We start from the raw sequence: 19383 nt of genomic DNA, 5'->3' as shown, positions 1-19383 counted from the left end.
GCACTGCCCCCAAAGGCAGTGCGGCTCTTTTATCCTCTGAGATGCACGGTAGGGTGCCCCGGTAATGTCCAGCGCGGTTGAACAGGTCGTGATCGTCGGAGGAGGCACCGCAGGGTGGCTCTCGGCCGCATTGCTCGCGGCGCGGCACCCGCAGCTGGCCATCACCCTGGTCGAGGCGCCCGACATTCCGACCATTGGCGTGGGCGAAGGCACCTGGCCGACCATGCGCGAGACGCTGGCGACCATCGGCATTTCCGAATACGAATTCCTGCGCGAATGTGATGCCTCGTTCAAGCAGGGCTCGCGCTTTGATGGCTGGCTGGATGGCAGCGCAGGGGACAGCTATCTCCATCCCTTCACGCCGCCGCCTTCCGGCGACATGCGTGACCTTCTGGCTGCGTGGCAGGCGTCGGCTCCGGAATGCTGCTTTGCCAAGGCGATGACTGCGCAGCACGCTGCCAGCGCCCGCAATCTTGCCCCGCGCCAGCGCGCCATGCCGGACTATGCTGGCGCGCTCAACTATGGCTACCACCTCGATGCCGGCAAGTTTGCGGCCCTGCTGGCACGTCACGCCACGGGCCGGCTGGGCGTCCGCCATGTCTCCGCGGCGGTGACGGGAGTTGTAGCGGGCGCGGGCGGGGATATCGCCGCGCTGGAGCTGCGCGGCCACGAACCGCTGGCCGGGGACCTGTTCATCGATTGCTCGGGGCAGGCGGCGATCCTGATCGGCGGATATTGCGGTGCCGCATGGGTCGACCGTTCGGACGTGTCGTTCAACGACCGCGCGCTGGCGGTGCAAGTGCCGGTTGCGCCAGACAGCGCCGTGGCATCGCAGACCAACGCCACAGCGCACGAGGCGGGCTGGCTGTGGGACATCGCCTTGCCAAGCCGCCGGGGCATCGGCTGCGTCTATAGCTCGCGCCACTTGTCGGATGATCGCGCCGCGCAGATCCTGGGGGACTATGTCGGAGTCCATGTCCCCGGCGTCGATCCGGCCAGCTTGCACCCCCGCAAGCTGGCTTTCGCTACCGGCCACCGCGACCGCTTCTGGGCCGGCAACTGCCTCGCCGTCGGCCTGTCCGCCGGGTTTATCGAACCGCTGGAGGCATCGGCCATCGTCCTGATCGAACTGTCGATCAAGGCACTGGCCGACAACTTCCCGCAAAGCCGCGCAGCGATGAACATCCACGGTGGGCGCTTCAACGATCTGTTCCGCTATCGCTGGGACCGCATCGTTGAATTCCTCAAGCTGCATTACGTGCTGAGCCGCCGGACCGAACCTTACTGGCTGGCGCAGCGCGCGCCCGAGACCATTCCTGCCCGCCTTGCCGAATGCCTGTCCTTGTGGCGCGACCAGCCGCCATCGACCTGGGACCTGCCGCGCATCGACGAGATTTTTTCCGCCGCCAGCCAGCATTACGTGCTCTACGGCATGGGGTTTGCGCCGCCCGCCCTTGCGGGTAATCCTTCACCCGCCGCGCTGGGCAAGCTGGCCGAGGTTCGCGATCGTTCCCGCGCGCTGGCATCGGCGTTGCCGGCCAACCGGGACTATTTCACTGCCGCAGCCGCACAGGCGGCCAAGAACACAACGAATGCGGCACAGGGAGAACTTGCCTCGCGATGAGCAACCACCAGATCCTCAACAGCGGTGACCATGCCGGCCTGCGCGTCCATGTCGAGGCCGGGGCGGCTTACGGCGATGCGACCATGGCCTGCCTGACCGTTCCCGCCGAATTCCGTCAGGTGCAGGCGCATTTCCCGATCGTCTTCCGCCGCGACATTGCCTCAGGCCGGATGTCGGCACTCGCGCTGTTCGGCTTTGAGGACGGGGAGAACCTGTTCCTCGGCGGTGACCGCTGGGACGCCGGATACCGCCCGCTGGCGCTGTCGATCCAGCCCTTCCTGATTGGCCGCCCGGCCAGCGAAGGGACCGAACCGCAAGTCCATGTCGATATGGACCACCCGCGCGTGTCGTCCAGCGGCGAAGGCACGCTCGTCTTCGACGAAGAGGGCAAGCCGACCCCGCACCTCGAAAGGATCGCCGCCATGCTTGGCGACCTCGACCATGCGCACCGCGAGGGCGAGGACTTCTTTGCCGCGCTTGAACGCCACGCGCTGATCGAACCCTTCACCCTGGAAGTGCCGCTGGGGGACGGATCGAAGCATTCGCTGGTCGGCTTCCAGACGGTGAACGAGGACAAGCTGGCGACGCTCGATGGCGATGCCCTGCGCGATCTGCTCGCTGCCGGGCACCTCGGCCCGCTGTACATGGCGCTGGCCTCGCTCTCGCAGTTCTCGAAGCTGGTCGACCGCAAGAACGCCAAGGTCATGGGTGGCTGAAGCCGGCGCCTCGATCTTTGCCGCGCTGACGGTCGCCGAGGAGCGCGAGGCACCCGATGCCGCCGCGTTGGACAGCCTGCTGCGCGGTGCGGCCACGCCCTTCGTGATCCGCGGCCTCGTGCGTGACTGGCCGCTGGTGCAAGCCGGCCTGCGCTCGGCAGTAGAGGCGCGAGGCTACCTCGCCGATCACGCCCGCCCGGTGCCTTTCGCGGTGTCAATCGGCGCTCCCGGCGGCGATGACCGGCTGTTCTACGATGCCGCCATGCAAATGAATTTCCAGATGGCGAAAGGCAAGCTGGCTGACATCTTTGCCGGCATCGACGCCAACGAAGGCCGCGCCGATGCGCCGATGATCTACCTCGGCTCTATCGACGTGCCGACCCATTTCGACGGACTTGAGGCTTCCAACCGCCTCGACCTCGGCGCCCGCGAACCGCTGGTCAGCCTGTGGATCGGCACGCCGACGCGCATCGCCGCGCATAATGACTTTCCCGACAACCTCGCCTGCTGTGTTGCCGGCAAGCGCCGCTTCACGCTGTTCCCGCCGGGTCAGTTCCGCTATCTCTACCTCGGCCCGATCGACAATACCCCGGCGGGCCGCGCGGTGAGCATGGTCGATTTCCATGCACCCGACCTTGCCGCCCACCCGCGCTTTGCCGAGGCGCTGGAGCACGCGCTGGTGGCCGAACTGGAGCCGGGCGATGCCGTGTTCATCCCGTCGATGTGGTGGCACCATGTCGAAGGGTTGGCCCCGTTCAACGTGCTGATGAATTACTGGTGGCGTGAAACGCCGCGCTTTCTTGGCCAGCCGCAGGACGCGCTCAATCACGCGATCCTGTCGATCCGTGATCTGCCCGCGGCCGAAAAGGCGATCTGGCGCGACCTGTTCGATCATTATGTCTTCGGCAACAGTCCCGAGGCCACTGCCCACATCCCGGCAGGCGCGCGCGTCGTGCTTGATCCGCTCGACGCCGAATCCGCCGGTCGCTTGCGATCCTTCCTCCTGAGGACACTGAGCCGATGATGAGTGAATACAAAAAGCGCCGTGTCGTGGTCGCCGGCGGCGGCACCGCCGGCTGGATGACCGCCGCCGCGCTGGCCCGGACGATGGGAGATTCGATCGAGCTGATCTTGGTGGAATCCGATATGATCGGCACCATCGGCGTGGGCGAAAGCACCATCCCGCCGCTGGTCAATTACAACCGCCTGCTGGGCATCGGTGAGGCGGAATTCATGGCGGCGACGCAAGCCACCTTCAAGCTGGGCATCGCTTTCGAGAACTGGAAGCTGGACGGCGACAAGTACTTCCACTCCTTTGGCCTCACCGGGCGCGATCACTGGACGGCAGGCTTCCAGCACTTCTGGCTGCACGGACTGACCAAGGGGCATCAGCATAGCTTCGATGACTACTGTCTTGAGCTGAAGGCCGCCTATGCCGGCAAATTCGCGCACCTTCCGGAAAACCGGATGAACTATGCCTACCAGCTTGATTCGACGCTTTACGCCGCATACCTCCGCAAGCTGGCAGAGGCGGACGGTGCGGTGCGGATCGAAGGCAAGATCGGCAGGGTCGAACTTGACGGCGGCAACGGCAACATCGCCGCGCTGGTGCTCGATAGCGGGCAGCGCATTGAAGGTGACGTGTTCGTCGATTGCACCGGCTTCCGCGCCCTGCTGATCGAAGGCGCGCTGCATGTCGGCTTTGATGACTGGACGCATTACCTGCCCTGCGATTCCGCCATCGCCGTCCAGACAGCCTCTGTCCGTCCGCCTATTCCCTACACCCGCGCGATTGCCCACGATGCCGGCTGGCAGTGGCGCATTCCGCTGCAGCACCGGCAGGGCAACGGCATCGTCTATTGCAGCCGCTACCTTGATCGCGACGCGGCGCTCGACCGGCTCTTCAGCACGCTGGAAGGCGAACGGCTGACCGAGCCGAACTTCATTCGCTTCACCACCGGCGCGCGGCGCAAGCAATGGCATCGCAACTGCGTTGCAATCGGGCTTTCGGGCGGCTTCATGGAGCCGCTGGAATCGACAAGCATCCACCTCATTCAGCGCGCTATCCTCCGCCTCATCCGCATGATGCCAATGGGCGAGGTCAGCGAGCGCGACGTGGCCGAATTCAACGAACAGCAGCACACCGACATGCTGCAGGTCCGTGATTTCCTCATCCTCCACTACAAGGCTACCGAGCGGCGCGACAGCCCGTTCTGGCGGCAGTGCGGCGATATGGAGATCCCCGATAGCCTCACCCAGAAGATCGAACTGTTCCGCGAAACCGGCCGCGTGTTCCGCAAGAACGAGGAGCTTTTCGCCGAGAACAGCTGGGTTCAGGTGATGATGGGACAGGGGATCATGCCAAAGGCTTACCATCCCATCGCCACGAAGCTTTCGGACAAGGAGCTGGATCACCTGCTCTCCGGCCTGCGCGACAGCGTGGCGAAAACGGTCGGCAGCCTGCCCGAGCACCATGCCTATGTCGCAAGCTATTGCGGCGCGCGCGCGGCGGAAGCGGCGTGAAAATGCGGTTTTTCGCCCTTTTGGCAGCGCCCATTGCCATGCTATCCGCCGCACCGGCACTCGCCGACGACTGGCGGATGGTCTGGTCTGACGAGTTCGACCAGCCAGCCATCGACCCGGCCAAATGGGGCTTCGATGTCGATTGCTGGGGCGGCGGCAATGACGAGCGGCAGTGCTACACGGCGCGTCCCGCCAACGCCGCGATTGCCGATGGCAAGCTGGTCATTACCGCGCGGCGTCAACGCTATACCGGCCCGGCCCTGCCCGAAGCGCAGCGCAAGGCCGCCTCTGATCCGCGCGGGCAGGCCACCCGCGAGTTCACTTCCGCGCGGCTGACCACGCGGGGCAAGGCTGCCTGGCGCTATGGCAAGGTCGAGGTCCGCGCGCAGTTGCCGCAAGGGCAAGGCACCTGGCCGGCGATCTGGATGCTGCCCGAAAAGGACACTTATGGCCCATGGGCGGCATCGGGCGAGATCGACATCCTTGAGGCGGTCAACCTTGGCGTCCCCTGCAAGACCTGCAAGGGCGGGCGCGAGGATACCATCCTTGGCACGCTGCATTTCGGTGCGAAATGGCCCGCCAATGTCCACTCGGGCGACGAAGTCCACGCGCCGGAGGTGCTGGACGGCTTCCACACCTATGCCATCGAATGGGCCCCCGATCGCATCGTCTGGCTGCTCGATGGCCGGGTTTTTGCCGAGCGCAGGAGCAAGGACTGGTGGTCCACCGGATCGAAGACCCCCGGCGCGCCGTTCGATCAGGAGTTCCACCTGATCCTCAACCTCGCCATCGGCGGCAAGCTTGCCGAAACGCGGGGGCTGGGCGGCGTTTCGCGCAAGGATTTCCCGAAGCGCTTCGCCATTGATTGGGTCCGCGTCTGGCAAAAAGGCGCAAAGCCCGTTACCGCCGCCGTGGATCGACCCACCGGGAAGGGCGAGTAGGGAATGGCGAGGCGCCGACAGGCTGTCACGATCAAGCATGTTGCTGCCGATGCAGGGGTTTCCCTGCAGACGGTGAGCCGCGTCATCAACAACGAGCCGAATGTCCGCCCGGAAATGAAGGAGCGCGTCCAGGAAGCGATTGACCGGCTCGGTTATGTCCCGTCGATCGCTGCCCAGCGGATGAGCGGCTCGCGCTCATACCTGATCCTCGCGCTCAATGACCGCGATCGCACGATTGCCGATTGGCGCGCGCGGCAAGGCACCGACTGGGTCGATCAGATGCTGCTGGGCGGCATGCTCAAGTGCGCCGAGCACGGCTATCGCATGATCTTCGAACTGGTCGATACGCACAACGACCATGTCGAACGCGAAATTCTGGCGGCGATTGCCGCGTTGCAGCCCGACGGGATCATCCTTACCCCGCCGCATTCGGACAACCCGCAGCTCGTGCGCTTTCTTGCCCAGCAGAAGATACCCTTCGTCCGCATCGGCTCGCAGGAGAATGGCGAAGGCATCCCGATTTCGATGGACGACGAAGGCTCGGCCCGGACCGCGACCCGCCACCTGATCGGCCTCGGCCATCGCAATATCGGTTTCATTTCGGGCGATCCCGAATATGCGCTAAGCGGCTGGCGCGTCGATGGCTGGCAGGGTGAGATGGCGGCTGCGGCGCTGCCGACTGATGGCCTGTTCGAACCCGGCGATTTCACCTATGCCTCGGGCGAACGGGCAGCGCGGCGGCTGCTGGACTCGGCCAATCCGCCCAGCGCGATCATCGCCAGCAATGACCAGATGGCGCTGGCAACGCTCGAAGTCGCGCGCTCGCTGGGGCTGGAAGTGCCGCGTGACTTGTCGGTCATCAGCTTTGACAATACGCCGCTGGTGCACTTCACCCAGCCGCCGCTAACCGCGATCGACCAGCCGATCGCTGCCACCGCGTCAATGGCGGTCGAACTGATCATCGCCGCACAAAAAGGTGAGCCGCGGCCGGATGCGCTGACGGTCATCTCGGCGGATCTGGTCGAACGCGGCTCGGTCGCCGCCTGCACTGCCGGCACCCGTGACTGAACCGCTGCCAACTGCCCGGCAGTCGCAGCGTTTCCTGTTGCTCTATGCGCTGGCCTGGGCCGGCGGATCGGTTGCCTACGTTCCCTTCCTGACGATCCTGCTGCCGGTGCGGGTTTCGCTGCTGGCCGGGGATGCGGCTGGGGTGAGCTGGCTGGCCTATATCGCCTTTGCCGGGGCGATTGCCGCCAGCGCGGCCTTCATCGGGTTCGGCTATCTCAGCGATATCACTCGCCGGCGCAAGGAATGGGTCTGGCTGGGGCTGGTCCTGTCCTGCGGGCTCCTCGCCTTGTTCCGCGAGGCTGAGACATTGCCCGCGCTGATAGCGATCATCATAGCCTGGCAACTGGCGCTGAACATGATGCTCGCGCCGCTGGCGGCGTGGGCGGGGGACTGCGTGGCCGATGCGCAGATGGGCTCGCTGGGGGGCCTGCTGGCCTTTGCGCCGGGGCTGGGGGCGCTGGCCGGGGCCTTCGTTACTCTGCCGGGTCTGGCCTCCGCCGACACGCGGCTGGTGCTGGTGGGGGCGCTGGTAATCTGCTGCGTGGTGCCCGTGCTGCTGGTCACACCGCCGACGAAGGTGTCCGAGCCGGCGGTTGCCAATGAAGCAGCGCGCGCCAGTTCACTTGGCAGTCCAGCCCTTGCGGCTGAAGGACGCGGGGCCATGCGGCGTATGTGGTTCGCGCGGCTTGCCGTCCAGATCGCCGAGGCCGCGCTGTTTTCGTACCTCTATTTCTGGTTCCGCTCGATTGATCCGGAGATGGGCGACAACCGCACCGCGCGCGTGTTCAGCGTGGTGCTGATCCTGTCCGCGCCGATCGCGCTGTGGGCGGGCCGCTGGGCCGACCGGACGAGCCGCCCGTTTACGCCGCTGGTTGCCTGCGCCTTCGTCTCGGCGGCAGGGCTGATCGGCATGGCGCTGGCACCGACGCTGCCGGTGGCCATCGCGACCTATGCGGTGTTCGGCTTTGCCACCTCGATCTTCCTCGCGCTCCATTCCGGACAGACCCTGCGCGTCCTGCCGCGCTCCGACCGGCGCGGGCGCGATCTGGGCCTGTTCAACCTGACCAACACGGTGCCGTCGCTGATCATGCCGTGGTTCACCCTGGCGCTGGTGCCGCAGTTCGGGTTCGCCGCGCTGTTCCTGCTGTTTTCCGCGCTTTCGCTGGGTGCTGGCCTGCTTCTGCGGCCCTACGCGCGGCAATTCTGACAGCCCGCTTGATTTTGCCCGCGTCTCATGTCAGTTAGGGATTGAGAACGTTCACAGACGGGCAGGGGTAGAGGGATCGTATGAAGTTCAGGCGCTGGCTTATGGTGGCAACCTTGCTCGCCGGCGGATGTGCCGCGGCGCTTCAGGCGGGCACTCCGGCAGTCGCTGCGAAGGCGAACGGGCAGGCGCGCCCCGCCGTATGGCCAGCGGCGAAAAGCCCCGCCGCTGTTACCGATCCTGCAACTGAGGCGGCGATTACCCGGATGCTCGCAGGCATGACGGTCGAACAGAAGGTCGGCCAGATGATCCAGGCGGACATCAGCGCGATCACGCCCGCCGACCTTGCCCGCTATCCGCTTGGCTCGATCCTCGCCGGGGGCAATTCCGGACCCTATGGCGATGAACGGGCCGATGCCGCGAAGTGGCTGCGCCTCGTCAACGAATTCCGTGAGGCATCGCGCAAGAGCGGGGCGGGCGTGCCGATCCTGGTGGGCGTCGATGCGGTCCACGGCCATTCGAACCTGCCAAGCGCGACGATCTTTCCGCACAACATCGGCCTTGGCGCTCTGCGCGATCCGGCGCTGATCCGGCGTATCGGCGAGATAACAGCCGCCGAAGTTGCCGGCAGCGGCATCGACTGGACTTTCGCGCCAACGCTTGCCGTGCCGCAGGACCTGCGCTGGGGGCGCAGTTACGAAGGCTATGCCGCCGATCCGGCACAGGTCGCCAGCTATGGCCGCGCGATGACGCTGGGCTTGCAGGGCCCGCTGGCCAAGGGACGCCCGCTGGGACCTTTGCACGTGGCGGCTACGGCCAAGCACTTCCTCGCCGATGGCGGCACGCTTGATGGCAAGGATCAGGGCGACGCGCAGATGTCGGAGCGCACACTCGTCGCCCGCCATGCCGTCGGCTATCCCGCCGCGATCGACGCTGGCGCGCTCACCGTCATGGCCAGTTTCTCGAGCTGGCAAGGGGTCAAGCACCACGGCAACAAGAGCCTGCTGACCGACGTGCTCAAGGGCCGCATGGGCTTTGCCGGGCTGGTCGTGGGCGATTGGAACGGCCACGGGCAGGTTCCCGGCTGCACCGTCACCGATTGCCCGCAGACCTTCACGGCTGGACTCGATCTCGCCATGGCGCCTGACAGCTGGAAGGGCCTCTACGAAACGACTGTCCGGCAGGCCCGCGACGGCACCTTGCCGATGGCGCGGATCGACGATGCCGTCCGGCGAATCCTCCGCGTGAAGGCCAAGCTGGGCTTGCTGGGTGCAGAGCCCGTCCTGCGCGGAGATCCAGCGCAAGTCGGTGCGCCGCAGCACCTCGCGCTTGCCCGAGAGGCGGCGGCGCGCTCGCTCGTCCTGCTCAAGAACAATGGCGGGGTCCTGCCGCTGCGCCCCGGTGCGCGCGTGCTGATCGCCGGACCGGGCGCGGACAATATGGCGATGCAGGCGGGCGGCTGGACGATCACATGGCAAGGAACTGACACGACCGCCGCTGATTTCCCCAATGGGCAGACCATCGGACGCGCGCTCGCCTCGGCAATCGGCGCTGCCGGCGGAAAGACTGTCCTGTCACCTAATGGCACGTTCACGGACCGCCCCGATGTTGCCGTGGTGGTTTATGGCGAAGAGCCCTATGCCGAATTTCAGGGCGACCGCCCCGATCTCGCCTTTCGCGGCCACATGGGTGAGCAGCAGCTTGTTGCCCGGCTGAAGGCATCCGGTATCCGTGTCGTTTCGGTGTTCCTTTCGGGCCGGCCGATGTTCACCGGGCCGCAGATCAATGCTTCCGACGCTTTCGTCGCGGCCTGGCTGCCGGGGACGCAGGGCGCAGGGCTGGCCGATGTCCTTGTCGCAAAGCCCGATGGCAAGCCGAAGCGGGACTTCGCCGGCCGTCTGCCGTTTGCATGGCCGGCCGATGCCAGGTCACCGGTCGCCAAGCCGCTGTTCCCGGTGGGCTACGGCCTCACTTACGCCCGGCCTGCAAAGCTCGGCGCGGTCAATGAAGACCCCCGCGTGGACCTTGCCGCCTCGGCCAGCGAAGACACCTACATGACGCGCGGCGCCGTGCCCTCGCCGTGGCGGCTTGGCCTCGACAGCACCGTGACCGCGCGGGCCATGGACCTCGCCGCGCAGGAAGATTCGCGCCAGTTCACCTGGACCGATCGCGGCTCGATCGCAATTGACGGGCCTACGGTCGATCTCACCCGGCAGCTGGGCGGCGACTATGCCCTGCTGCTTGAATGGCGCATTGATTCGGCGCCCGCCGGGCCGGTAGACCTGTCGTTTGCCGGCGCCGCGTTCGACATCGGGCCCGTGGTCCGTGCCGCCCCCGCCGGCCAGCCGACCGAGACCCGCGTGCCGCTGCGCTGCTTCAAGGATGCGGGCGCCAACCTCTCTGCGGTCGGCACCCCCTTGCGGATCACCGCCAACAAGGGCTTTACCGCAACTCTGCGCAACGTCCGGATCGAACCGGTCGGATCGTCGATTCCCTGTCCGGGCAAGGCCGGCTAGCTTCAGGAGCAAATCCCATGGCACTTGGTCCCACGGCCACTGCACTTTCCGATGCCCCCGCAGATCAATCGAGTGTCGATGCGCCGCAGCTTCGCCTGTTCGTCATGGGCCTGTTCTTCATCTTTGGCGGCATCACCAGCCTCAACGATGTTATCATTCCCAAGCTGAAAGAGCTGTTTACGCTCAATTTTACGCAAGCGATGCTGGTGCAGTTCTGCTTCTTCACCGCCTATGCCGTGATCGGCATCCCGGGTGCGCGCTTGGTCAAGAAGATTGGCTATATGCGCGGAGCCGTGGCCGGTCTGCTCATCATGATGACCGGCTGCCTGCTGTTCATCCCGGCGAGCCAGACGGCGACTTACGGTGTCTTCCTGCTGGCCCTGTTCGTGCTGGCGAGCGGCGTGGTGATCGTCCAGGTGGTCGCCAATCCGCTGATCTCGATGCTCGGCAAGCCCGCCACCGCGCACAGCCGGTTGACTTTCGCGCAGGCGTTCAACTCGCTTGGCACCACGCTCTTCCCGATTTTCGGGGCGATCCTGATCCTCGGCAGTCTCGCGACAGTGAACATGGCGGATTTGCAGGGCGCAGAGCTCGATGCCTATCGCACCGCCGAAAGTCAGGCGATCGTCCACGGCTACCTTGGCCTCGCCTTCGCGCTGGCACTTGTCGCCGGCGCGGTCTGGTACTTCCGCGATGCGCTAAAGGGCGAACGCCATGAAGAGAGCCAGGGCCTTGCCGGGCTCGACCTGCTGAAACGCCCGCGTTTCGGCCTCGGTGCGCTCAGCATCTTCCTCTACGTCGGCGCGGAAGTCGCGATCGGTTCGATCATTGTCAATTACCTGCAGTTGTCCGACGTTATGGGTCTCAATTCCGAGGCAGCCGGCAAGATGATCGGCATCTACTGGGGCGGGGCCATGGTTGGCCGGTTCATCGGTTCGGCCCTGCTGCGCTTCCTGAGTCCCGGCAAGGTCCTCGCCGGGGCGGCGCTTGGGGCAGTGACCTTGCTGGCCATTTCCACTCAGACGACCGGCGAAGTTGCCGGGTATAGCCTGCTGGCAGTCGGCCTCGCCAATTCGATCATGTTCCCGACGATCTTCTCACTCGCCTGCGAAAAACTCGGCAGCCGGGCGGCTGACGGCTCGGGCATCATCAACGTGGCGATCTTCGGCGGTGCGGTGATCCCGCTGATTACCGGGATGATCGCCGACCTCACCGGCAGCCTTGGTATGTCTTTCATCCTGCCGGCCATCTGCTACGCGGTGATTGCCGGCTTCGGCTGGTACGCCCGCCGTCCGGCGACCGCAGAGCAGGCCTAAAGGGCTACCGATGACCAGTGCGCCCCCTGTTACCGAGCTTTTCCTGCTCGCATTGATCCTGATCTTCAGCGTGCCCTATCTGGTCTGGCGGCTGGGCAAGACCGATCACTGGGCGCCGCTGGTGGTGGTGCAGATCATCGCGGGTATCCTGCTGGGCCCGGGCGTGCTCGGCGCGGCACTGCCGGGTTATTACACGCTGGTTTTCACGCCGCAGGTCATTGGCGCGCTGAACGGCATCGCCTGGTGGGCGGTCATGCTGTTCGTTTTCGTTGCCGGGCTTGAACTGGATTTCCGCGAAGCCTGGCGCAGCCGCCGCGACACGGTGGTCACCGCAGGCCTGGCGATGGTCGCCCCGATGGTGCTGGGAGCCGCCGTCGCCGCTGCGCTCCTGTACTTCGGCAACCCGGCAGCGTGGATGGGTGCCAAGGGACAGGACTGGCAGTTCGTTACCGGCATCGGCATGGCCTGTGCCGTCACGGCCTTGCCGATCCTGGTCCTGTTCCTGACCAAACTGGGCATCCTGCGCAGTCCATTGGGGCAGCGCATTTTGCGCTATGCCAGTCTCGACGATGTGATCATCTGGGGCGTGCTGGCGGTCATCCTGCTCGATTGGGAGAGGGTGGAGCGGCAAGCCGCCTTCGTCATCGGTTTTGGCGTTGCGGTCTGGGCCGTGCGCCGCCTGATGGCGGCAATTCCCAAGCGGGACCGCTGGTATTGCGCGCTGGTCTGGCTGGCGGCCTGCGGTTTCCTCGCCGACTGGTCGGGCCTCCATTTCATGGTGGGTGCCTTCCTTGCCGGTGCCGCGCTCGATGCGGGCTGGTTCGATCTGGATGAGATGGACCAGTTCCGCGACGTCGTTCTGCTAGCCTTCATGCCGGTGTTCTTCCTGTCGACCGGGCTGCGCACGAGTTGGGAAATCGGCGGCTACGCCATCTTTGGCGTCAGCCTGATCCTGCTGGCCGCGATGGTCGTCGGCAAACTGGCCGGCGTCGGCCTTGCCGGCAGGATCCTCGGCTGGAAGAAGGGCGATGCCACGGTCATCGGCTGGCTTTTGCAGACCAAGGCGCTGATCATGATCATCTTTGTCAGCGTGCTGTTCGACAAGCAGTTGATAACCAGCGCAACCTTCACCGCGCTGTTGCTGGCGGCACTGGGCAGCACGATGCTGACCATTCCGATGGTGAGTAAACGGATCTTGCAGATGCGGTCTGAAGAGAAGGTCCCTAGCCGGACGGGTCCTTGATGGTTTCCATCGCGACAAAGGTTGATGTGCTGGCCACGTGGGGCAGGCTGGTGATCCGCTCGCCCAGCACGATGCGATAGCGCCGGATGTCGGCGGTCCTGACCTTGAGCAGATAGTCGAAGCTGCTGGCGATCATGTGGCATTCCTCGATCTCGGGAATGCGGCGCACGCCGGCATTGAATGCCTCGAGCGCCTGTTCGCGCGTGTCGGACAGCTTGATCTCGGTGAAGGCGACATGATCGAGGCCCAGTTTGGCCGGATCGACGACCGCGCGGAAGCCGAGGATCACGCCGCTGTCGATCAGCTTGCGCAAGCGCACCTGACACGGCGTTTTGGAGAGGCCCACGCGCTGCGCAAGGTCGGTGACGGTGATGCGGCCATCTTCCATCAGGACGGCAACGATCTTGCGGTCGAAATCGTCCAGTTCGACTGTAATTGATGGTCTGGGCATAGTTTTTGCCTAACAGATCGTCACAATTAAGTCGATATGGCTATTCATTGGCCTGAATTAGGTCAGGTTGACCCAAACAAATGGGATAGGATGCCGGCATGACTCAGCCCGCCGCTTTCTCCGCCTTTGCCCCCACCGTCCGCGCTCCGTCGCCGCAGCGCGCGGCGATCACCGCAGCCTATCGCCGCGACGAGGCGCAGTGCCTCGGCCCGCTGCTGGAAGCCGCGACGCTCAATGAGGCCATGCGGGCGCAGGTTCGCGAAACCACGCGCGAGCTGGTAACGACCTTGCGCGCCAATCACAAAGGCAGCGGCGTCGAAGGGCTGGTCCACGAATATTCGCTGTCGAGCGAGGAAGGCGTGGCGCTGATGTGCCTCGCCGAAGCGCTGCTCCGCATTCCCGACCATGCCACACGCGATGCGCTGATCCGCGACAAGATCGCCGGCGGCGATTGGGGCTCGCACCTTGGCGGCGGAAAATCGGTGTTCGTCAATGCCGCGACCTGGGGGCTGGTGGTCACCGGCAAGCTGGTCGGCAGCGTCGATGATCGCGGGCTGGGGGCGGCATTGCAACGCCTTGTCGCGCGGGCCGGCGAACCAGTCATCCGGCGCGGCGTCGATCTGGCGATGCGGATGATGGGCGAACAGTTCGTCACCGGCGAGACCATCGGCGAGGCGCTGAGGCGCGCGAAGGGGCTGGAGGCGAAGGGCTTCCAGCACAGCTATGACATGCTGGGCGAGGCGGCGGCGACGGCGGCTGACGCGGCGCGCTATTACCGGGATTACGACAACGCGATTCACGCCATCGGCAAGGCATCGAACGGCCGCGGCATCTATGGTGGCCCCGGCATCTCTATCAAGCTGTCAGCGCTGCACCCGCGCTATTCGCGGCCGCAGGCCGAGCGGGTGATGGACGAGCTGTTGCCGCGTGTGAAAGCGCTGGCCGTGCTCGCCAAGACCTATGGCATCGGCTTCAACATCGATGCCGAGGAGGCCGACCGGCTCGAACTGTCGCTCGACCTGCTGGAAAGCCTGGCGCGCGATCCTGATCTGGGCGGCTGGGATGGGCTTGGCTTCGTGGTTCAGGCCTATGGCAAGCGCTGTCCCTTCGTCATCGACTGGATCGTTGATCTGGCCCGCAGCGCCGGCCGGCGGATCATGGTGCGGCTGGTCAAGGGCGCCTATTGGGACGCCGAGATCAAGCGCGCGCAGGTCGATGGGCTGGCCGATTTCCCGGTCTATACCCGCAAGGTCCACACCGACGTCGCCTACATCGCCTGCGCACGCAAACTGCTTGCCGCGCGCGATGCCGTGTTCCCGCAATTCGCCACGCACAATGCGCAGACGCTGGCCACCGTCTATCACCTTGCCGGGCTCGATTTCGCGATCGGCGACTACGAATTCCAGTGCCTCCACGGGATGGGCGAGCCGCTGTATGAACAGGTCGTCGGCACGGGCAATCTCGATCGGCCCTGCCGGATCTATGCGCCGGTCGGCACGCATGAAACGCTGCTCGCCTATCTGGTGCGACGCCTGCTGGAGAACGGGGCCAATTCCTCGTTCGTCAATCGCATCGCCGATCCGGCGGTGCCGGTTGAGGCGATGATTGCCGATCCTGTCGAGGTCACGCGCGCGATGCCGCAGCCGGGCACCCGGCACGAGGCCATTGCGTTGCCGGGCGATCTCTATCCGGGGCGGCGCAATTCGGGCGGGATCGACCTGAGTGATGAGACGGCACTGGCATCGCTGACCGAGAGCCTGCGACAAAGCGCAGACACAGCGTGGGAAGCCGCGCCGGCGAACCGCGCAGGGCCAATGCGGCCCGTGCTCAACCCCGCCGATCACCGCGACGTGGTCGGCATGGTGATCGAGGCATCGCCCGAAGCGGCGGCCTTGGCCGCCTCCCGCGCGGCGGCCTCAAGCTGGGGCGATACCCCGGTTGCAGAGCGCGCCGCGATCCTCGAACGCGCTGCCGATGCGCTGCAGGCGCGCATGCCGCTGCTGCTCGGCCTGATCGTGCGCGAGGCGGGCAAGTCGGTGCCCAATGCCATTGCCGAGGTCCGCGAGGCGGTCGATTTCCTGCGCTATTACGCGCAGCAGGCCCGTGCCACGTTCGGCGCGGCGCAGGTGCCACTGGGGCCGGTGGTCTGCATCAGCCCGTGGAATTTCCCGCTGGCGATCTTCACCGGACAAGTCGCCGCGGCGCTGGTTGCGGGCAACCCGGTGCTCGCCAAGCCGGCGGAGGAAACCCCGCTCGTCGCCGCCGAGGCAGTGCGGCTGCTGCATGAAGCGGGCGTGCCTGTCGATGCCCTGCAATTCGTTCCCGGCGATGGCGCAATCGGCGCGGCGCTGGTTGGAGCCTCGGAAACCATGGGCGTGCTGTTCACCGGTTCGACCGAAGTTGCGCGGCTGATCCAGCGCCAGCTTGCCGCCCGGCTGTCGCCTGCGGGCAAGCCGATCCCGCTGGTCGCCGAAACCGGCGGACAGAACGCGATGATCGTCGACAGCTCCGCGCTGACCGAACAGGTCGTGGCCGATGTCATCGCCTCGGCCTTTGACAGCGCCGGCCAGCGCTGTTCGGCACTGCGCGTGCTGTGCCTGCAAGAAGAGGTGGCGGACCGTACGCTGGACATGTTGAAGGGCGCGCTCGCGGAGATGAGCGTCGGGCGCACTGACGCGCTCAAGGTCGATATCGGCCCGGTCATCACTGCCGAGGCGAAGGCGACCATCGAGCAGCACATCACCGCGATGCGCGCGCTCGGTCGCAAAGTAGAGAGGCGGACGTTGCCCGATGCCACCCGGCACGGTACTTTCGTGGCCCCGACGATCATCGAACTGGACTCCATCGCCGACCTCACCCGAGAAGTCTTCGGCCCGGTGCTGCATGTCGTGCGCTTTTCCCGCGAGCGGCTGGGGCAGCTGATCGATGCGATCAACGCCACCGGTTACGGGCTGACTTTTGGCCTGCACACCCGGCTCGACGAGACGATTGCCCATGTCACCGCGCGGGTGAAGGCCGGGAACCTTTATGTGAACCGCAATGTCATCGGCGCGATTGTCGGCGTCCAGCCCTTTGGCGGGCGCGGATTGTCAGGCACGGGACCCAAGGCGGGCGGGCCGCTTTATCTTGGCCGGCTGGTCACTGTGCCGCCGGTGTTCGGTGCGCGCGCCGGACATCTCGAAACGCCGCTGCATGATTTCATCGACTGGCTGGACATGGCGGGCGAAGCTGATGCCGCTGCGACCGCGCGCCGCTATGGCGAGTCTTCGGCGCTGGGTGCCAGCATGGAACTGGCCGGGCCGGTCGGGGAACGCAACCTCTATGAGCTGCATCCGCGCGGCCGGATCCTGCTGCGGCCGGCGACCCGCGAAGGGCTTTTCGCCCAGATCGCCGCAGTGCTCGCCACCGGAAATCGTGCGACCGTGGAGGGAATGAACGTTCCCGAGGGCCTTCCGGCGAGCGTGGCCGCCGTGCTTCACAGCTCTGGCAGTGAACCTTACGCCGCCGCCCTTGTCGAAGGAGGACCGGCCCGCGTGGCCGCCATGACCGAGACATCGGCGGCCATGCCGGGACCGATCTTCTCGGTCCACGCCGCGCGCGAGGACCAGCCGCTGGCCTATCCGCTCGAATGGCTGGTCGAGGAAGTGTCGATCTCGATCAACACCGCCGCTGCCGGGGGCAATGCCAGCCTGATGATGATCGGATAGCTGTTCGACGAAATCGAGGAGTTGATTTCAGTTACAATTGACTGCCGCATCGAAGCCGCCTGAAAGGACCCGTCAGGCCGTATCGCGCACTATCAACTGCGGGGCCATCTCCACCGATGGCGTGTCCTTGCCGGCAATTCGTTCGAACAGCAGTCGAACCATTTCCTTCGCTCCTTCGGCGATGTTCTGGCTGATCGTGGTGAGACGCGGCACGGTCTGTTCGGCGAGCGGCAGGTCATCGAAGCCGGTGACCGAAACGTCGCCCGGAACTGAAATCGCATGATCGGCCAGCGCGCGGACAGCGTACATGGCAATCAGGTCCGATCCGCAGGCAATGCCGTCAATGCCCGTCCGGATGCGAGCGACATGGCCGCAAATTTCCGCGGCCATGGTGTCCGAGGCGAGGTGGACATGCAGATGCTCCGGCTCGGGCAGGCCTGCCTCGCGCGCGGCATCGCACAGGCCCCGGAAACGGTCGCGGAGTTCCGGAACGCCAGTTTCGCCGAGGAAGGCGAGAGACTTGCGGCCGGCGCGGATCAGGCACTCGCCCGCGAGCTTGCCGCCGGCCCGATTGTCGACTCCGACCGTGCAGTGGACCTGCCCCGCTTCACGGCCGCCCCAGACAACCATCGGCTTGTAATGCCCGGCCACCCGTTCGAGCGTCTCGATCTGGTTCGACTGGCCGATCACCAGCACGCCATCGAGCATGCCCGATTCGACGATGCGCTCCAGCCAGTCATCGGCATGGGGGATCACGCGGCTGAGCATGATGTCATAGCCGTTTTCGGTCAGCGCATCGGCAAGGTGCCCGAGGATCGCCATGAAGAACGGGTCGGACAGGTGCTGGCGCTGTTCATGGCCGAGAGGAACGACCACGCCAATGACCCGCGTTTCCCGCATGCGCAGCCGCCGGGCCATCTGGTTGGGGCGAAAGCCATGTTCGCGCGCGATTTCCACGATACGCTCGCGGGTTTCCTTGTTGACAAGCGACTTGCCGGCGAGTGCGCGCGAGACGGTGCCAGCCGATACTCCCGCCAGCCGCGCCAGTTCGGCGATGTTGCGAATCTTGGCCGGAGGATTCGTCCCATGGCTCATGCGCGAAACCTCTGCTCCGGATTGCATTCGATTGTCGCGAGCGAACTCGCTGCCAAACCCGGACTTGTCAATGATCGCCTCCAAGCCCCCGCTTGCCCAGCAGGATCGCCCCGGTGATTCCCGCCTCGTCGCCCAGCCCCGGAAGCATGACGTAGCGCTGCAGACCGGGATCGAGCTGTGGCGCCTGCACATATCCGCCCAGCCGCGCCTCGGCCTTGCGGCGCACGGCATCGATCAGGCCGGGGGTCTTCATCACTCCGCCGCCGAACACCAGCCGGTCGGGCATGTGAAGGAGGACAAGGCTGGCCGCCAGCTGGGCGATGTAATCGGCGATGATTTCCAATGGTCCGGCCGGGCTCGCCAGTTTCGAGAGGCTCGACCCCCAACGCTCCTCGATCGCCGGACCGCTGGCCAGCCCTTCAAGGCAATCACCGTGGAACGGGCAGCGGCCGGGGAAGGGGTCGTGAACAGGGTCGCGCGCCACGGGAATGTGACCGCTTTCGAAGTGCGAGAACCCAGCGAGCGAATGCCCGTCCTGCACCACGCCCGTGCCGATGCCGGTGCCGACGGTGGTATAGGCCAGCGTGTGGCAGCCTTGCCCCGCGCCCATTGCCCATTCGCCCAGCGCCGCGCCGTTGACATCGGTATCGACCACGATCGGCGCACCGAATTCACCCAGCACGTCATGGAACCGCGCGCCGGCCCAGCCGGGCTTGGGGGTGGTGGTGAAGCGGCCATAGTCTGCCGAGGCCGGATCGATGTCGATGGGACCGAAACTGGCCACGCCGAATGCGGCAATCGGTCCGTGCGCCTGCGCGGCATGGCGAAAGAAGGCTGCCATTTCGGGGAGGCACTTATCCGGGGTGCGGGTGGCGATGCGCGTTTCGGCGATCACTTCGCCGCTTTCGCGCGCCACGGCGAGCACGAATTTGGTGCCGCCCGCCTCGACAGCGCCGATCAAACGCTCCGTCATCGTCCA

At 65.7% G+C, this 19383-nt stretch carries 14 protein-coding genes; 11 read left to right on the top strand and 3 right to left on the bottom strand.

Annotated elements, in window-relative coordinates; genetic code table 11:
• The first annotated feature begins 64 nt into the window (after nt 1–64).
• From RMO89_RS09610 to RMO89_RS09565, 10 genes are all read left to right on the top strand, one after another.
• Nucleotides 65–1624, top strand: a complete 1560-nt coding sequence (locus tag RMO89_RS09610) for a tryptophan 7-halogenase (protein ID WP_310532775.1) — start codon at nt 65–67, stop codon at nt 1622–1624.
• Nucleotides 1621–2340, top strand: coding sequence for a SapC family protein (locus RMO89_RS09605; protein ID WP_310532774.1), 720 nt, complete (start codon nt 1621–1623; stop codon nt 2338–2340). Before RMO89_RS09610 ends, RMO89_RS09605 begins: the two co-directional genes overlap by 4 nt.
• A complete protein-coding gene (locus tag RMO89_RS09600) occupies nt 2333–3364 on the top strand; it encodes a cupin-like domain-containing protein (protein ID WP_409035532.1) in 1032 nt (343 codons plus the stop codon). Before RMO89_RS09605 ends, RMO89_RS09600 begins: the two co-directional genes overlap by 8 nt.
• A complete protein-coding gene (locus tag RMO89_RS09595) occupies nt 3364–4863 on the top strand; it encodes a tryptophan 7-halogenase (protein ID WP_310532773.1) in 1500 nt (499 codons plus the stop codon). Before RMO89_RS09600 ends, RMO89_RS09595 begins: the two co-directional genes overlap by 1 nt.
• 38 nt (nt 4864–4901) lie before the next feature.
• Entirely contained in the window at nt 4902–5804 is a 903-nt protein-coding gene (locus RMO89_RS09590) for a glycoside hydrolase family 16 protein (protein WP_310532772.1), read from the top strand.
• 3 nt (nt 5805–5807) lie between these two features.
• Complete coding sequence (locus RMO89_RS09585; RefSeq protein ID WP_310532771.1) at nt 5808–6872, top strand: LacI family DNA-binding transcriptional regulator; 1065 nt, start codon at nt 5808–5810, stop codon at nt 6870–6872.
• Nucleotides 6865–8079, top strand: a complete 1215-nt coding sequence (locus tag RMO89_RS09580) for an MFS transporter (RefSeq protein ID WP_310532770.1) — start codon at nt 6865–6867, stop codon at nt 8077–8079. Before RMO89_RS09585 ends, RMO89_RS09580 begins: the two co-directional genes overlap by 8 nt.
• Before the next feature lie 80 nt (nt 8080–8159).
• Nucleotides 8160–10592, top strand: coding sequence for a glycoside hydrolase family 3 N-terminal domain-containing protein (locus RMO89_RS09575; protein WP_310532769.1), 2433 nt, complete (start codon nt 8160–8162; stop codon nt 10590–10592).
• Nucleotides 10593–10609: 17 nt separating this feature from the next.
• Nucleotides 10610–11908: a sugar MFS transporter gene (locus RMO89_RS09570; protein ID WP_310532767.1), complete on the top strand. Its 1299-nt coding sequence runs from the start codon at nt 10610–10612 to the stop codon at nt 11906–11908.
• A gap of 10 nt (nt 11909–11918) precedes the next feature.
• Nucleotides 11919–13151: a cation:proton antiporter gene (locus RMO89_RS09565; RefSeq protein WP_310532766.1), complete on the top strand. Its 1233-nt coding sequence runs from the start codon at nt 11919–11921 to the stop codon at nt 13149–13151.
• On the opposite strand, the gene RMO89_RS09560 is transcribed toward RMO89_RS09565, so the two are convergent.
• On the bottom strand, nt 13132–13602 hold the full coding sequence (locus RMO89_RS09560) for an Lrp/AsnC family transcriptional regulator (protein WP_310532764.1): 471 nt from the start codon (nt 13600–13602) through the stop codon (nt 13132–13134). The genes RMO89_RS09565 and RMO89_RS09560 overlap by 20 nt on opposite strands.
• Before the next feature lie 98 nt (nt 13603–13700).
• On the opposite strand from RMO89_RS09560, the gene putA reads away from it, so the two are divergent.
• Entirely contained in the window at nt 13701–17309 is a 3609-nt protein-coding gene (gene putA / locus RMO89_RS09555; RefSeq protein ID WP_310532762.1) for a trifunctional transcriptional regulator/proline dehydrogenase/L-glutamate gamma-semialdehyde dehydrogenase, read from the top strand.
• Between the two features lie 72 nt (nt 17310–17381).
• Here the strand turns inward: putA and RMO89_RS09550 are convergent, their stop codons facing one another.
• Nucleotides 17382–18404 carry a LacI family DNA-binding transcriptional regulator gene (locus RMO89_RS09550; RefSeq protein ID WP_310532761.1) on the bottom strand — a complete coding sequence of 341 codons (1023 nt, stop codon included), beginning with the start codon at nt 18402–18404 and terminating at the stop codon, nt 17382–17384.
• Nucleotides 18405–18471: 67 nt separating this feature from the next.
• The gene (locus tag RMO89_RS09545) at nt 18472–19377 is read right to left on the bottom strand and encodes an ROK family protein (RefSeq protein WP_310532760.1); all 906 of its coding nucleotides are present in this window, start codon (nt 19375–19377) and stop codon (nt 18472–18474) included.
• Between the last annotated feature and the right edge of the window lie 6 nt (nt 19378–19383).

The sequence above is a fragment of the Novosphingobium sp. genome (assembly GCF_031424035.1).
GTDB lineage: Bacteria > Pseudomonadota > Alphaproteobacteria > Sphingomonadales > Sphingomonadaceae > Novosphingobium.
The sequence above is the reverse complement of the archived record's forward strand: the minus strand, read 5'-3'. Positions and strand labels throughout refer to the sequence as shown.

Bases quoted from the DNA above. Each gene is read 5' to 3' on its own strand.
- RMO89_RS09545 (WP_310532760.1), bottom strand. From the start codon at position 19,377: ATGACGGAGCGTTTGATCGGCGCTGTCGAGGCGGGCGGCACCAAATTC.
- RMO89_RS09560 (WP_310532764.1), bottom strand. From the start codon at position 13,602: ATGCCCAGACCATCAATTACAGTCGAACTGGACGATTTCGACCGCAAG.
- RMO89_RS09565 (WP_310532766.1), top strand. From the start codon at position 11,919: ATGACCAGTGCGCCCCCTGTTACCGAGCTTTTCCTGCTCGCATTGATC.
- RMO89_RS09550 (WP_310532761.1), bottom strand. From the start codon at position 18,404: ATGAGCCATGGGACGAATCCTCCGGCCAAGATTCGCAACATCGCCGAA.
- putA (WP_310532762.1), top strand. From the start codon at position 13,701: ATGACTCAGCCCGCCGCTTTCTCCGCCTTTGCCCCCACCGTCCGCGCT.
- RMO89_RS09610 (WP_310532775.1), top strand. From the start codon at position 65: ATGTCCAGCGCGGTTGAACAGGTCGTGATCGTCGGAGGAGGCACCGCA.
- RMO89_RS09590 (WP_310532772.1), top strand. From the start codon at position 4,902: ATGCTATCCGCCGCACCGGCACTCGCCGACGACTGGCGGATGGTCTGG.
- RMO89_RS09605 (WP_310532774.1), top strand. From the start codon at position 1,621: ATGAGCAACCACCAGATCCTCAACAGCGGTGACCATGCCGGCCTGCGC.
- RMO89_RS09595 (WP_310532773.1), top strand. From the start codon at position 3,364: ATGAGTGAATACAAAAAGCGCCGTGTCGTGGTCGCCGGCGGCGGCACC.
- RMO89_RS09570 (WP_310532767.1), top strand. From the start codon at position 10,610: ATGGCACTTGGTCCCACGGCCACTGCACTTTCCGATGCCCCCGCAGAT.
- RMO89_RS09575 (WP_310532769.1), top strand. From the start codon at position 8,160: ATGAAGTTCAGGCGCTGGCTTATGGTGGCAACCTTGCTCGCCGGCGGA.
- RMO89_RS09585 (WP_310532771.1), top strand. From the start codon at position 5,808: ATGGCGAGGCGCCGACAGGCTGTCACGATCAAGCATGTTGCTGCCGAT.